13 protein-coding genes are annotated in these 14,215 nt (G+C 76.0%); 6 read left to right on the top strand and 7 right to left on the bottom strand.

The window, feature by feature from the left end; all coding sequences use genetic code 11:
* Positions 1-556: 556 nt before the first annotated feature.
* A complete protein-coding gene (locus tag RND61_RS23045) occupies positions 557-1,375 on the top strand; it encodes an SCO2400 family protein (protein ID WP_315879959.1) in 819 nt (272 codons plus the stop codon).
* Between the two features lie 18 nt (positions 1,376-1,393).
* Here the strand turns inward: RND61_RS23045 and RND61_RS23040 are convergent, their stop codons facing one another.
* Complete coding sequence (locus tag RND61_RS23040) at positions 1,394-1,831, bottom strand: MarR family winged helix-turn-helix transcriptional regulator (RefSeq protein ID WP_315879958.1); 438 nt, start codon at positions 1,829-1,831, stop codon at positions 1,394-1,396.
* A 90-nt stretch (positions 1,832-1,921) separates the two neighbouring features.
* On the opposite strand from RND61_RS23040, the gene RND61_RS23035 reads away from it, so the two are divergent.
* Together RND61_RS23035 and RND61_RS23030 are read left to right on the top strand one after the other, a co-directional pair.
* On the top strand, positions 1,922-2,941 hold the full coding sequence (locus RND61_RS23035) for an NADP-dependent oxidoreductase (protein ID WP_315879957.1): 1,020 nt from the start codon (positions 1,922-1,924) through the stop codon (positions 2,939-2,941).
* Positions 2,942-3,004: 63 nt separating this feature from the next.
* Entirely contained in the window at positions 3,005-3,427 is a 423-nt protein-coding gene (locus RND61_RS23030; protein ID WP_315879956.1) for an organic hydroperoxide resistance protein, read from the top strand.
* A 195-nt stretch (positions 3,428-3,622) separates the two neighbouring features.
* On the opposite strand, the gene RND61_RS23025 is transcribed toward RND61_RS23030, so the two are convergent.
* The gene (locus RND61_RS23025) at positions 3,623-4,768 is read right to left on the bottom strand and encodes a serine hydrolase domain-containing protein (protein WP_315879994.1); all 1,146 of its coding nucleotides are present in this window, start codon (positions 4,766-4,768) and stop codon (positions 3,623-3,625) included.
* Positions 4,769-4,840: 72 nt separating this feature from the next.
* Between RND61_RS23025 and RND61_RS23020 the strand changes: the two genes are divergently transcribed.
* Positions 4,841-5,662 carry an EI24 domain-containing protein gene (locus tag RND61_RS23020; RefSeq protein WP_315879955.1) on the top strand — a complete coding sequence of 274 codons (822 nt, stop codon included), beginning with the start codon at positions 4,841-4,843 and terminating at the stop codon, positions 5,660-5,662.
* Here the strand turns inward: RND61_RS23020 and RND61_RS23015 are convergent.
* The 3 genes from RND61_RS23015 to RND61_RS23005 form a co-directional block, all read right to left on the bottom strand.
* Positions 5,659-6,381, bottom strand: a complete 723-nt coding sequence (locus RND61_RS23015; RefSeq protein ID WP_315879954.1) for a carbon-nitrogen hydrolase family protein — start codon at positions 6,379-6,381, stop codon at positions 5,659-5,661. The genes RND61_RS23020 and RND61_RS23015 overlap by 4 nt on opposite strands.
* 94 nt (positions 6,382-6,475) lie before the next feature.
* On the bottom strand, positions 6,476-7,795 hold the full coding sequence (locus tag RND61_RS23010; RefSeq protein WP_315879953.1) for a pyroglutamyl peptidase: 1,320 nt from the start codon (positions 7,793-7,795) through the stop codon (positions 6,476-6,478).
* Between the two features lie 72 nt (positions 7,796-7,867).
* A complete protein-coding gene (locus tag RND61_RS23005; RefSeq protein ID WP_315879952.1) occupies positions 7,868-8,449 on the bottom strand; it encodes a TetR/AcrR family transcriptional regulator in 582 nt (193 codons plus the stop codon).
* A gap of 282 nt (positions 8,450-8,731) precedes the next feature.
* Between RND61_RS23005 and RND61_RS23000 the strand changes: the two genes are divergently transcribed.
* Positions 8,732-11,164 (top strand): beta-glucosidase family protein, encoded by a 2,433-nt coding sequence (locus RND61_RS23000; RefSeq protein WP_315879951.1) that lies wholly within the window; start codon positions 8,732-8,734, stop codon positions 11,162-11,164.
* Positions 11,165-11,184: 20 nt separating this feature from the next.
* Here RND61_RS23000 and RND61_RS22995 read toward each other — a convergent pair whose 3' ends face one another.
* Positions 11,185-12,123, bottom strand: a complete 939-nt coding sequence (locus RND61_RS22995) for an aldose epimerase family protein (protein ID WP_315879950.1) — start codon at positions 12,121-12,123, stop codon at positions 11,185-11,187.
* A 10-nt stretch (positions 12,124-12,133) separates the two neighbouring features.
* Entirely contained in the window at positions 12,134-13,006 is an 873-nt protein-coding gene (locus RND61_RS22990; RefSeq protein ID WP_391653967.1) for an SGNH/GDSL hydrolase family protein, read from the bottom strand.
* A gap of 310 nt (positions 13,007-13,316) precedes the next feature.
* On the opposite strand from RND61_RS22990, the gene RND61_RS22985 reads away from it, so the two are divergent.
* On the top strand, positions 13,317-13,811 hold the full coding sequence (locus RND61_RS22985) for a DUF3145 domain-containing protein (protein ID WP_315879949.1): 495 nt from the start codon (positions 13,317-13,319) through the stop codon (positions 13,809-13,811).
* Positions 13,812-14,215 lie beyond the last annotated feature (404 nt).

Below are 14,215 nucleotides of genomic sequence, written 5' to 3'. Positions count from 1 at the left end.
CGCCGGTCCCGCGCGCCGGGCGGGTCGGGAGGCCGCGCGGGCCATGCGGACCATGCGGGCCGGACGGGTGGGGCGGGCCGTGCGGGCCGGGCGGGCGCACCGGGGGAGGGGGACGCGGTCGGGCGGGGGCGCGGGCGCCACGGGCGCGTAGGCGAGCGTTCGCCCCGGGGGGCGAGGGCGCCACCGGGGAGCGGCCGGGGGCGGCGCACCGGGCGGGCCTCGACGGCGGGGGTGCGCGCCGAGCGGGTCCGGTGGGCTCCGGGCCCCGGGGCGGGGTCTCCCGCGGGGCCGTCGAAGGAGGCCGTGCGGCGCGTCCACGAGGCCACCGGGCACGGGACCGACAAGATCCACGAGGGGCCGATCGGGATCCGTGCGCGCGTACGGAGGCACCCGCGCACACGGAGGCGCGCACCGGCGCACCCGTACGCATCCCTCCGTATCCGTACGCGTCCGGCGGGGCCGGGCCGTCGTACGCGCGCGGACGGGGGCTTTCGCACAAGATCCTCACGCGACCTCCCAGGTGAGGTACCCGTGTGGCGCATACTCTGCGGGCGCCATGGATTACTGCCACGAGTGCCGGCGGCACCTCAACGGGGCCCTGGCCTGTGCCGGGTGCGGCCGGCCCGCCGAGGAGCTGCGACACGGCGACCCCGAAGCGTCCGCGGCGGACCGTGTCTTCGAGCTGGCCCGGGACGAGGAGGCGCCCCCCGCGGCGCCCCGCCGCGCCCAGGCGCCCGCCCGCCCTGGGGCGCGCCGCGCCGCGCGGGCGGCCCGGGCGGCGAACGGCCGCCGCGCGCGCCGGCGGCGGGGACGCGCCGCGCTGCTCGCGGCGACCGGGCTCGTCCTGGCGGCGGGCGCCCTGAGCCTGGCCGAGCTGGCGGTGGAGAACGGCGGCGGGGAGCCGGCGACCTCCGTACGGCAGGAGGACGTGGCCCTGCCGGCGCCGCTGCCCGACCCCTCGCACAGCGGGGGCGGCGCGGCGGACCCCGGGGCGGTGGAGGCGGCGCCCTCCGCGTCGAACCCCCCGGGCGGCTCTTCCGCGCCCGCCGGGGACGGCCCCGGCGACGCCTCCGGTACGCCCGGGGCCGCGGCCCCCGCTTCCGGCGGTGACGGGCCGGGGCCCGGAACCGGCTCCGGCGACTCCGGCTCGGGCTCGGACGGGGACGGCAAGGGCTACAAGGGCGAGCCGGAGGATCCGGCGGGGCGGGAGGCGACCCCGTCCGCCCCGGCGTCGTCCACGGCCGCGCCCCCGACCGGCGGCGCCCCGGACGCGCGGCCCACCGCGACCGGCGGCGCGCCCGACCCGGAGCCGACGCCGACGCCGGAGCCCGAGCCGTCGGAGGAGTGCACGCGCTGGCTCTGGTGGTGCGTCTAGCCGGTCACGGCCGGCCGGTCACGGTGCCACCGGCTCGCCCAGCATGCGGCGGAGGAGGTCCCGCAGCAGGGTCCGCTCCGCCACGGAGAGGCCGGCCAGCGGCTCCCGGGCGAACTCCAGGGACTCCCGCAGTCGGCGCGCGGTCGCCCGGCCCTCGTCCGTCGGGACGGCCAGCTTGACGCGGCGGTCGGCCGGGTCCGGCCGCCGCTCGACGAGGCCGCGCGCCTCCAGGCGGTCGACGATCCCCGTCACGTTGGACGGCTCGCACCGCAGCGACACGGCTATGCGCCGCATCGGCAGCGGCTCCAGGGCGAGCAGACCCAGGACGCGCGCCTGCGCGCCGGTCAGCGAGTGCTGCGCGGCGGCGAGCTCGTACTCCTCGTGGTAGCGGGCCACGACCGTGCCGATGAGATCCACGACCTCGAGGGTGAGCGGGTCCGTGCGTGTACTGGCCATGCCCACCAGCGTACCCACTTACTTGACAACCTGAAATATCTAGGAGCATGGTTGTTTCAGGTCATGAAACATCTCTTGGAGGTACGCAGCATGTCCGCACTCCCGACGTCCGGCCGTGAATGGCACCTCGTCTCCCGCCCGAACGGCTGGCCCGCCCCGGAGGACTTCGCGCTCCGCGAGGCGCCCGTCGCCGCGCCCGGCGAGGGTCGCGTCCTCGTCCGCAACCTCTACTTCTCGGTCGACCCGTACATGCGCGGCCGGATGAACGACGTGAAGTCGTACGTCCCGCCGTTCCAGCTCGACCAGCCCATGGAGGGCGGCGCGGTCGGCGAGGTCGTGGCTTCCAACGCCGAGGGCTTCGCGGTCGGCGACCACGTGCTGCACGGCCTGGGCTGGCGGGAGTACGCCGAGGTGGAGGCCAAGCGCGCCGCCAAGGTCGACGCCTCCCTCGCGCCCCTCACGGCCTACCTGGGCGTGCTCGGCATGACGGGCCTGACCGCCTACGCGGGCCTCTTCGAGACGGCCTCCTTCAAGGAGGGCGACGCCGTGTTCGTCTCCGGCGCGGCCGGCGCCGTCGGCAGCCAGGTCGGCCAGATGGCCCGCCTGAAGGGCGCCTCCCGCGTCATCGGCTCGGCCGGCTCCGACGAGAAGGTCAAGCTGCTGGTGGAGGAGTACGGCTTCGACGCCGCCTTCAACTACAAGAACGGCCCGGTGGCCCAGCAGCTGAAGGCCGCCGCCCCCGACGGCATCGACGTCTACTTCGACAACGTCGGCGGCGAGCACCTGGAGGCCGCGATCTCCTCGCTCAACGTCCACGGCCGCGTCACCATCTGCGGCATGATCGCCCAGTACAACAGCACGGAGCCCACCCCCGCCCCGCGCAACCTGGCGCTGGTCATCGGCAAGCGGCTGCGCCTCCAGGGCATGCTGGTCGGCGACCACTCCGCCCTCCAGCCCCGCTTCGTCGAGGAGGTCTCCGGCTGGCTGCGCTCGGGCGCCCTGAAGTACAACGAGACGATCGTCGAGGGCATGGAGAACGGCGTGGACGCCTTCCTCGGCCTGCTGCGCGGTGACAACACCGGCAAGATGATCGTTTCGCTCACCCGCTAGGCTCCCTCCAGGCCGTCGCGATCGTGGGCGCGAGTCGCGGCGCATCACAGGAGGAACCTCTACATGTCCATCCAGCAGTCCGACGTCCTGTACACCGCGACCGCCACCGCCGAGAACGGGCGGGACGGCCGCGTGGCCACGGATGACGGGGCGCTCGACGTGGTCGTCAACCCGCCCAAGGCGATGGGCGGCTCCGGCGCGGGCACCAACCCGGAGCAGCTCTTCGCCGCCGGCTACAGCGCCTGCTTCCAGGGCGCGCTCGGCGTGGTCGCCCGGCAGGAGAACGTCGACGTGTCCGGTTCGACGGTCACGGCGGAGGTCGGCATAGGGAAGAACGACGACGGCTTCGGGATCATCGTGAAGATCTCCGCGACGATCCCGAACGTCGACGCCGCCACGGCCCGGGACCTGGTCGAGAAGGCCCACCAGGTCTGCCCGTACTCCAAGGCGACCCGCGGCAACATCACGGTCGAACTGGCCGTCTGACGCCCGTGAGGCACCGGCCCGGCCCCTTCGCGGGGGCCGGGCGAAGGCACCCGCCCGCAGGGCGGGAGGGGCCGCGTCCCGCACCGGGACGCGGCCCCTCGCCGTACGGCCGCCGGGCGCAGCGCCGCCGGCCCGCCGCGTCGATGGGCCGGGCCGCGCCACCGGCCGCCGGGTGCCGCGCCGCCGGTGGAGGTGTCAGCGGGTGGCCGCCCGGTGGACCGCCGCCACCAGGCGGTCGTTCTCCGGCGCCGCCCCGCCCGGGAAGGCGTACCGCCGCCGCGCGTACCCGTACGCCAGACCCGCCCGGGGATCGGCGAAGGCCTGCGAGCCGCCCGCCCCGCTGTGCCCGAACGACCCGGCGCCCAGCCACGGATAGGGTTGCGTCGGGTCCTGGAAGCCCAGCACGAACGACTTGTGCGCGCGGGCCACCACGTCGAAGCCGTGCGAGTGGATCTGCCCGACCTCCGCGAGCATGTCCTCCTTCAGCAGCGGCGGCTGCCCGTCCAGCGCGCCGATCGCCGCCGCGTACAGCCCCGCCAGCCCGCGCGCCGACGCCACGCCGCCCACCGACGCCGGCCCCTTGGCGCGGACCAGCCGGGAGTTCGGCAGCGACTCCAGGTCCGTCGGCTCCTCGCCGTGCCGGTTGCAGGCGATCACCGCCAGCGTGTGCGGCCCGTCCGGCGCGGCCTCCAGCACCGCCCTCTGCTCCGGTGTCGGGTCCATCGGCAGCAGGGACCGGAACCGCGGCTCGTGCTCCTCCGGCAGCCCCAGGAAGAAGTCCAGCCCGTACGGCTCGCGGATCCGCGACGCGTACACCTCGTGCAGCGTCAGCCCCGTCGCCCGGAACACCACCTCACCGGTCAACGCCCCGATGTTCAGCGTGTGGTACCCGAACGCGGCGCCCGGCCGCCAGTACGGCCGCTGGCCCGCGACCCGCTCCGCGATCACCCGGTCGTCCGCCAGCTCCGCGAGCGTCAGCCCCGCCTCGGCGCCCACGACACCGGCCTGGTGCGCCATCAACTGCCGCAGCGTGACCTCACCCTTGCCGCCCGCCGCGAACTCCGGCCAGTAGTGCGCCACCGCCCGGTCCAGGTCGAGCACGCCCTCCTGGACGAGCAGCGCCACCACCAGGTGCGCGGCGCCCTTGGTGGAGGAGAACACCCCGAAGAGCGTGTCGCCGTCCGTGTCCGGCCCCGCCCACAGGTCGACGACCTTCCGCCCCCGCACGTAGGCGGTCAACTGCCCGGCGTAGTCCGGTCGTTCCTCCGCGACCACGGCCGCGAAGGCGTCCCGCACCTCCTCGTACCCCTCGGCTACGACACCCCGCACGGCGTTCGACATGTCAGACACTCGTGTTCCCTCCCGAAACGATGCTGGCCAGAGACTAACCACCTCGCCCGATAGGGTGACTCCATGGGTGATCTCGGAAAGGGTTTCGGCTTCCTCCTACAGGGACAGCGGTGGGTCGGCCGGCACGGCCGCTGGTTCGGGATCGGGCTGCTGCCCGGCCTCGTGACGCTCGTCCTGTACGCCGGCGCGCTGATCGGCCTCGCCTACGGCGCCGACGACCTGACCGCGTGGGCGACCCCGTTCGCCGACGACTGGTCGTCGCCCTGGCAGGGCCTGTTCCGGGGCTTCCTCACCGCCCTGGTCTTCGCCCTCGGACTGTTCCTCGCGGTGATCACCTTCACGGCGGTGACCCTGCTGGTCGGACAGCCCTTCTACGAGTCGCTCTCCGAGGAGGTCGACCGCTCCGAGGGCGGCCGCGTCCCGGAGTCCGGGCTGCCGTTCTGGCGCGAGCTGTGGATCTCCGCCCGCGACAGCGTGCGCATCGTCCTGCGCGTCGTCCTCTACGGCGTCCTGCTGTTCGCCCTCGGGTTCATCCCGGTGGTCGGCCAGACCGTCGTCCCCGTCCTCGGCTTCTGCGTCTCCGGCTACTTCCTCACCGAGGAGCTGACCGCCGTCGCGCTCCAGCGCCGCCGCCTCGACCTGAAGGAGCGGCTGCGGCTGCTGCGCGGCCGCCGCATGATGGCCCTCGGCTTCGGCGTGCCGCTGACCCTGGCGTACCTGGTGCCGTTCGTCGCCGTCTTCCTCATGCCGGGGGCCGTCGCGGGCGCCACCCTGATGGCCCGCGAACTGGTCCCGGAGCCCGAGGACGAGCCGAGCCCCGGGCCCGCCGCCGGACCCGCCCCCGCCCCGTACGGGCTCCACAAGGACCGGCCCGGGCCCCACTAGCCGACGTCGGCGCGCACCAGCCCCGGCGCGACCGGGTCCGCCTCGGCCAGCAGCCCGCCGTCCGGGCCCCACACCGCGCTGCGCCCGCAGCCGGTCCAGGGCCCGGCGGCACCCACGTGGTTCGCGAGGACCACGTACAGCCCGTTCCGCCGGGCGACGTCCGGATACACCGTCGCCCGCTCGTGCACGCCGTCGCCCGTCCCGTACAGCGTGCTCGCCAGGTACACCCGGCAGCCGTCCGCCGCCGCCCGCTCGCCCGGTCCGGCGAAGTGGCTGTCGAAGCAGGTGGCCAGCGCGAAGCGACGGCCGTCGAGGGCGAACCGCCCGTCGCCGGTGCCCGCCGCGAACACCTCCCGCTCCGCCTCGTACAGGTGCTGCTTGTCGTAGCGCGTGAGCGTCGCCCCGTCCGGGCCGATCACGTACGAGGTGAGGTACGGCCGCCGCCCGCCCGGCTCCCGGCCCGGCGCCGGCCCGTTGACGACGGCCGCCGCGCCGGCCGCGCGGCACGCCTCCCGCACCGGGTCGAGGCGCGGGTCGTCGGCGGTCACCCACAGGCCCGGGTCGGCGGCGATGAGCTCCGGTTCGTAGCCCGTGAGGGCCAGCTCCGCGAAGACGACCACCCGCGCCCCGCCCGCCGCGCGGACCATCCCCGCCATCGTCCGGACATTGGCGCCCACGTCCCCGGGGACGGCGCCGAACTGACCCGCTGCAACGATCATGCGGTGATTCTCCCCGGCCGCGGTCGTACGTTCCCCGGCGGGTACGGCCGGGTGCCCGTGGGCGGGTACGGCCGGGCGACCGGGGCGACCGCCGTCACCGCCCCCGGCGCGCCTCCCCGGCCGCGACCGCGACGATCGCGCGGACCTGCGCCGTGATCGCCGCCCGGTTCCGCAGCAGCTCCGGGTCTTCGACCGCGTCCGCGTTGCCCGCCCCGAACCGCAGCACCGGCGTGTGCACGTGACCGCCCGGCAGCCCTGCCAGGCCCAGCCGGTCACGCAGCAGCGTGGCCCGGTACGCGATCTCGTTCGACAGGTAGTCGCCGCCCCCGCCCGCGCGGGCCGCCGAGCCCGGCGTCGGCCCGTCCGCCCGGACCACCGGCTCGCTCCCGCCCGCCGGAACCTCGGTCACCTGCGTGTTGTCGTAGACCGGGAACGGTCCCGTGCCGGCTGCCGTGATCGCCGCGTACGGCAGGCTCGTCACCGTCCACTGCGGCCGCGCCGCCGGGTCGCCGACCGGGACGGGGCCGGTCGCGGAGACGTTCTCGTTGTCCGGGAAGCCGCCCCGCCAGGCACCGTTGAACCGCTCCACGTCGAAACGGCCCACCCGCCCCTGACTCACCGTCGCGAACAGGTCCACGCGCGGCAGGTGCGGCCGCAGCGCCCGCTCCACCACGCCGTCCGCGAAGTCCCGCCACCGCACCGGGAAGACCGCCGCCTCCACCCGCGCCCACCCGCCGTCCGGCGTGCGCACCAGCGTCCCGTCCAGGGCGAGGGCCGCCGCCCCCGACGGGTTGCCGATCCGGATGTCCCGGTCCAGCGTGAACGGGTCGAACCCGGTCATCAGCACGCGCCTCACGCCCCGCCCGCGCGGGAAGCGGATGGCGTCCTGGCCGCGCGAGGCCGACTCCAGCCGGTCCAGCAGCCGCGCCCGCGCCTCCTGCGGAAGCCCGAACGGGGGGTCCCACGCGCGCAGTTCGCGCGTCATGCCGAGCCGCGCCCAGTACAGCGGCCGGTCGTCGTCCCGCGCCAGGTCGCCGCCCGCGGGCCCCCGGCCCTGCGCCCGGTCCACGGCCCGCCGCCACAGCGCCGCGCCGTGCCGTACGACGACCCGCTCGGCCCGCGCGTACGACCCCGCGCCGCGCAGCGCGGCGGCGAACCGCGGCGCCTCGCCGTCGAACCCGGAGCGCCGCAGGATCTCCCGCGGCACGTCCCGGTCGAGACGGGCCTCCTCGACGGCAGGCCCCTCCACGGCGGCCGTCCGGGCGGGGGGCCCCTCCACGGGGGCCGTCCCGGCGGGGGCACCTGCCGCGGTGGCCGTTCCGGAGGCGGAGGCGGAGGCGGGGGCGGAGGCGGTGTCGAGGGAGAGGGCGGTGAGGAGGGCCGCGAGGGCCGGACCGAGGGCGGTGGCGCGCATCCGTGACACGGGAGTCCTTCCGTCGGGTGCCGGCAGTATCCCGGCCCTCTCGCGACTCCCGCCACCAGGCGTCTACTTCGCCTCCTCCACCCCCAGCAGCCCCAGGAAGTCCCGGAACGCCGCCGCCATGTCCACCGCCCCGGGGTCCAGCAGCCACTGGTACTGCAACCCGTCCAGCACCGCCGTCAGCAGCGGCGCGGCCCGCTCCGGGGTGAGCCCGCCGGGCAGCCGCTCACCGAACTCGGCCCGCAGCAGCCCCGCCATGTCCGCCCGTACGCGCGCGTAGCGGCGGGTGAAGAAGTCCCGCGCCGGGTGGCCGTCCGTGACGCTCTCCCCGAGCAGCGCCGAGAACGTCTGCACGACACCGGGCCGCATCGCGTTGTAGTCGACGAGCGTCGCCAGCAGGTCCAACCGCCAGTCCGCCCGCCCGGCCGCGCCGCCGCCCGTGTCCCACCGGTCGCGCTCCTCCAGCACCGCCACGAGCAGGGCGGCCTTGCTGGGGAAGTGGTGCAGCAACCCCTGCTGGGTGAGGCCCGCCCGCTCGGCGACCGCCGCGAGCGACGCGCCCCGGTAGCCGCGCGCGGCGATCACCTCGAACGCCGCGCGCAGGATGTCCGCGCGCCGCTCCGCGCTCCTGGGTCTGGCAGCCGTCATGTGCCCCTGCTTTCCCGGCTCGTTCCTCCCCCGGTCCGGCCCCGCCCGACCGGACCCCGTGCCCCCGGCGTCCACGCGCCCCTCCGGCCCCGTCCGGGTGTCCGGGTGTCCGGGTGTCCGGGTGTCTGGGCATCCGAGTGCCTGGGTGCCTGAGGGTCCGCATGTCCGCGACAGGACCGTACGGCATCCGGCCGTCCGGGAAATTACGAAGAGGTAACAACGCCTACCGTCCGTCAGGCACCGGTTCACCATGGACGCCACCCGGCGACAGGAGGGACGACCATGACGGCCGACGAAGCGGTGGAGGCGGCGCTCGGCGCCCTCGACCTGGACACCAAGGCCCGGCTCCTGGCCGGGCAGGACATGTGGACCCTCCCGGCCGTCCCCGCGATCGGCCTCGCGTCCCTCGTCATGTCCGACGGCCCCGTCGGCGTCCGGGGCGTCCGCTGGACCGCCGACGACCCGTCCGTCACCCTGCCCTCCCCGACCGCGCTCGCCGCCTGCTGGGACCCGGACCTCGCCCGCCGCGCCGGCCGCCTCCTCGCCCAGGAGGCCCGCCGCAAGGGCGTCCACGTCCTGCTCGCCCCCACCGTGAACCTCCACCGCTCACCGCTGGGCGGCCGCCACTTCGAGGGGTACAGCGAGGACCCGTACCTCACGGGCGAGATCGGCACCGGCTACGTGCGCGGCGTCCAGGAGGGCGGCGTCGCCGCCACCGTCAAGCACTTCGTCGCCAACGACGCCGAGACCGACCGCTTCACCGTCGACAACGCCGTTCCGCCCCGCGCCCTGCGCGAGCTGTACCTCGCCCCGTTCGAGACGATCGTCACCCGCGCCCGCCCCTGGGCCGTCATGGCCGCGTACAACCAGGTCAACAGCGTCACGATGACCGAACACCGGTACCTCCAGAGCGAGGTGCTGCGCGAGGAGTGGGGCTTCGACGGGGTCACCGTCTCCGACTGGTTCGCCGCCCGCTCCACCGCCGGGGCGCTCCTCGGCGGCCTCGACGTCGCCATGCCGGGCCCGCGGACCGTGTACGGCGAGGCCCTCGCCGCCGCCGTACGGGCCGGGGAGCTCGACGAGGCGCTGGTCGACCGCGCCGTACGCCGCGTGCTGCGCCTCGCCGCCCGCGTCGGCGCCCTGGCCGGCGCCGCACCGGCCGTCCCGGAGCCGCCGGAGCCCGTCGACGGGGAGGCACTGGCCCGGGAGGTCGCCCACCGCTCCTTCGTCCTCGTCCGCAACGCGGACGGCGTCCTGCCCCTCGACCCCGCCCGCACCCGCCGCGTCGCCCTCGTCGGCTCCGCCGCCCGAGACGCCCGCGTCCTCGGCGGCGGCTCCGCCCAGGTCTTCCCCGCCCGCACCGTCTCCCCGCTGGACGGCCTCACCGCCGCCCTGCCCGAGGGCACCGCCCTCACCTACGCCCCCGGCGCCGACCTCTCCGACGAACCGGAACCCGCGGGCCCCGGCTTCACCCTGCGCGCCGTCTGCCGCGACGCCTCCGGCGCCGTGCTCGCCGAGACCCCGCTGCCCTCCGGCCAGATCCAGTGGGTCGGCGCCGACCTGCCCGCCGGGGTCACCCACGAGGCGCTGCACAGCGTCGAGGTCACCGGCACGTTCACCCCCCGCGAGAGCGGCGGCCACGGCTTCGGCACGCGCGGGCTCGGCGCGTTCACGCTCACCGTCGCCGGGCGCGTGCTGTACGACGGGGTGCGGGAGGCGGCCACGGAGGGCGACCCGTTCGAGGTGTTCGCGGGCGCCCCCGTCGAACACGGCACGGCGCACCTCACCGAGGGCGTGCCCGTCGAGGTGTCCCTCCGCCACACCGTCGACCACGGCCGTCCCGCGCCGCTGCCCGCCGTCGTCTTCTCGCTGCTGCACCGCCCGCCCCGCCGCGACCCCGACGAGCTGATCGCCGAGGCCGCCCGCGCCGCCCGCGCCGCCGACACCGCGATCGTCGTCGTCGCCACCACCGAACGCGTCGAGTCCGAGGGCTTCGACCGCGCCGACCTGCGGCTTCCGGGCCGTCAGGACGACCTCGTACGCGCCGTCGCCGCCGCCAACCCCCGCACGGTCGTCGTCGTCAACGCCGGAGCGCCCGTCGAGATGCCCTGGCGCGACGAGGTGGCCGCCGTGCTCCTCACCTGGTTCCCCGGCCAGGAGGGCGGCGCCGCCCTCGCCGACGTCCTCCTCGGCGCCGAGGAGCCCGGCGGGCGCCTGCCCACCACCTGGCCGGCCGCCCTCGCCGACGCACCGGTCACCGACGTCACCCCCGTCGGCGGAGAACTGCGCTACGACGAGGGCCTGTTCATCGGCTACCGCGCCTGGGACCGGGCCGCGGGCCCCGCGCCCGCGTACCCCTTCGGCCACGGCCTCGGCTACACCACCTGGGAGTACGAGTCCCTGGACGTCACCCCCACCACGGCCCGGGTCCGGGTCCGCAACACGGGGGCCCGCCCCGGCCGCGAGGTCGTCCAGCTGTACGCCGCCCCCCGCGCCGACCTGGTCGAACGCCCCGCCCGCTGGCTGGTCGGCTTCGCGCAGGTGCAGGCCGGTCCCGGCGCGGCCACGGAGGCGGAGATCCGGCTGGCGCCCCGCCTCTTCGACATCTGGGACGAGGACGCCGGCGCCTGGACCACCGTCCCCGGCCCGTACGAGATCCGCGCCGGCCGCTCCCTCACCGACATCCGACTCGCCGTCACCCTGGAGCTCGACTGACGCCCCGTCGGACGGGCCGGTCAGCGCAGGCCGAAGCCGTACCGCGTCTCCGACGCGAACACCTCGCCCGGCCGGAGCACCGTGCTCGGGAACTCCGGCCGGTTCGGGGAGTCCGGGAAGTGCTGCGTCTCCAGCGCGACCCCGTCCAGGTGGTCCGGCGCGTACACCTGGAGCCCCGGCTCCGTCGTCCACACCGTCACCACGCGGCCCGTCGCCGGCGCGTACAGCTCGGCGACCGGCTCCGTGCCGCCGGGCGCGTCCAGGACGAAGTTGTGGTCGATGCCCGTGCCCGCCGGCCGCGGGGTGCGGAAGTCCAGCCGCGTGCCGGCCACCGGGGCCAGCTCGCCGGTCGGCACGCCCGTCCCGTCCAGCGGGGTGAACCGGTCGGCGGCGATCCGCAGTTCGGGCGCGCCGCCGAGGTTCCAGTACGTGTGGTTGGTGAGGTTCACCACCGTCGGGGCGTCCGTCACCGCCTCGTACGCGATCCGCAGCGCCCCCTGTCCGTCGAGGGTGTACGTCGCGGAGACCTCCAGCCGGCCCGGGAACCCCTCCTCGCCGTCCGGGCTCACCCGCGACAGCCGTACGCCGCCGTCCACCTCCCGCGCCCGCCACACGCGCTTGTCGAAGCCCCGCTCACCGCCGTGCAGACTGTTCGGCCCGCCGTTGCGCGCCAGCCGGTGGGTCCGGCCGTCCAGCGGGAACACCCCGTCCCTGATCCGGTTCGCGTACCGCCCGACGAGCGCGCCGAAGTAGGGCTCCGGCCGCTCCTCGTACCCGGCCACGCGGTCGAAGCCCAGCACGATGTCGGCGACCGCCCCGTCCCGGTCCGGACGCTCCACGGACTGCACGATCCCGCCGTACGTCAGGATCCGCGCACGGGTCCCGGCCCGCTCCAGCGTCCAGCGGTGCACCACCGTGCCGTCGGAGAGCCGGCCCCACTCCTCAACCCCTGTGATCATGCCCCGGAGCCTACGCGGGGGGCCGCGCGGCGGTGACGGTGCGGTAGGCGATCTCCGCCAGCCGCCCCTGCCCGTCCCGGCTCGGGTGGAACGCGTCCCAGGGGCTCAGCTGCGTCCCGTCGAAGACGTACGCGAAGACGGCGCCCCCGTCGTGCCGGCACCGCTCGTCGCGGGCGCACACCTCCCGCAGCACCTCGTTGTACGCGACGACCCGCTCCCTGACCCGCTCGCGGCGCTCCTGCGCCGCCGGGCCCAGGTCGTGGGCGTCGGCCAGCATCGACGCGCAGACCCCCAGCCGCCACACCCGCTGGCCGACCGGGTGGTCCCGGCCCGTCGACCACAGCCGTTGCAGGTCCGGGACGCTCGCCACGTACACCTGCGCCCGGGGCGCCGCGCGCCGCAGCCGGGCCATCGCCGCCTCGAACGACGCCCGGAAGTCCGCGACCGGCGTCATCAGGTCGGCGGAGGGCCGGCAGGCGTCGTTCGCCCCGACCATCACCGTCACCAGGCCCGGGTCCTTCCGCGCCGCCAGCGCCATCTGCTCGGGCAGCTCGGCGACGCGCGCGCCCGACCGGGCCAGGTTCCAACTGCGGGCCGCGAGCGCGGGCGCGCCGAGCAGCCGCAGCGCCAGGCTGTTCACCCGGGTGTCCGAACCGGTGGCCCACGACGCCTCCGGACAGTCCGTCAGCAGCCCGCAGGCGTCGAAGCCGCGCGTGATGGAGTCGCCGACCGCGGCGACGGAGGCCGGCCGCGGGTTCCACGGGGGCGTGGGGGAGGGGCTGGGTCGCACCGGGGCGGGACGCCGCACCGTGTCGGCGGCGTTGCGGCTTTCGGGGGAAGCGACACACCCGGACAGGGTCGCGCCGCAGATCAGCGCCGCCACCGCGGCGAGAGCGGCACCGCGGCGGACGCGTCCGACAGCGGCCGCGCGCGCGGGGAACGCGGGGGCCGGGGCGGAGGCGGCCTCCTGGCGGGTGAAAGCTTCGTGTCGACGGACCACGGGACCGACCGTACGTCATCCCAAGCGCCCCGGCGCACGGTAGCTTTTCCCCGTCGAACCAGAGGCGCCTGGCCGACCGGCTCCGGTAAATTACATCACGTCACAAGCTGTCCCTTTTGCGGAGTTTCGCTCCCGATGCTGTTTACTGAGGCCGCTGGGAAAAGGCGAACCTCGTCCCACACTGGAGGTCCCGGTGACGACACGTGGAGTCCTGTACGTCCACTCCGCGCCGCGCGCGCTGTGCCCGCACGTCGAATGGGCGGTCGCGGGGGTGCTCGGCACGAGGGTCCAGCTCGACTGGATCCGGCAACCGGCCTCACCGGGCACGTGGAGAGCCGAGTTCTCCTGGCAGGGCGAACCGGGCACCGCGTCCAAGCTGGCCTCCGCCCTGCGCGGCTGGCAGATGCTGCGCTTCGAGGTGACCGCCGAACCCTGCTCCACCGCCGAGGGGGAGCGCTACAGCGCCACCCCCGACCTGGGCATCTTCCACGCGGTCATCGGCATCCACGGCGACATCATGATCCCCGAGGACCGGCTGCGCGCCGCCCTCGTCCGTTCCGCACAGGGCGAGACACGGCTGGAGGCGGAGGTCGCCAAGCTCCTCGGCAAGCCCTGGGACGACGAACTGGAGCCCTTCCGGTACGCCGGCGAGGGCGCCCCGGTCCGCTGGCTCCACCAGGTCGTCTGAACCCCGCGAGGCCGTCCTGCCCCGGGCCCCTGGTCCCGGGCCCCTGATCCCGGTCTCCCGGTCCGGCTTCCTGGCCCCGGGCCCTGACCCCGGCCCCCGATTCCGGCCTCCTTGCCCTTTCCGGGCCGGGTTTTCCGGCCCCGGCCCCCCGGCCCCGGCCCCCCGGGCCCGGTCTTCCGTCCTTCCCGGCCCGGGCCTCCCGCCCTTCCCGGGCCGGCCTGTCCCGGCGCCCGGTTTTCCGTCCGTCCCGGCCCGGGCCTCCCGCCCTCTCCGGCCCCGGCCTCCCGCCCTTCCCGCGCCCGCCTGTCCCGGCGCCCGGCCTCCCGTCCGTCCCGGCCCGGGCTTTCCCGTCCCGACCTCCCACCCTTCCCGGCCCCGGGCTCCCGGCCCCGGTCTTCTGCCCC

Origin of the sequence: Streptomyces tamarix (genome assembly GCF_032423885.1) — a bacterium.
Taxonomy (GTDB): domain Bacteria; phylum Actinomycetota; class Actinomycetes; order Streptomycetales; family Streptomycetaceae; genus Streptomyces; species Streptomyces tamarix.
The sequence above is the reverse complement of the archived record's forward strand: the minus strand, read 5'-3'. Positions and strand labels throughout refer to the sequence as shown.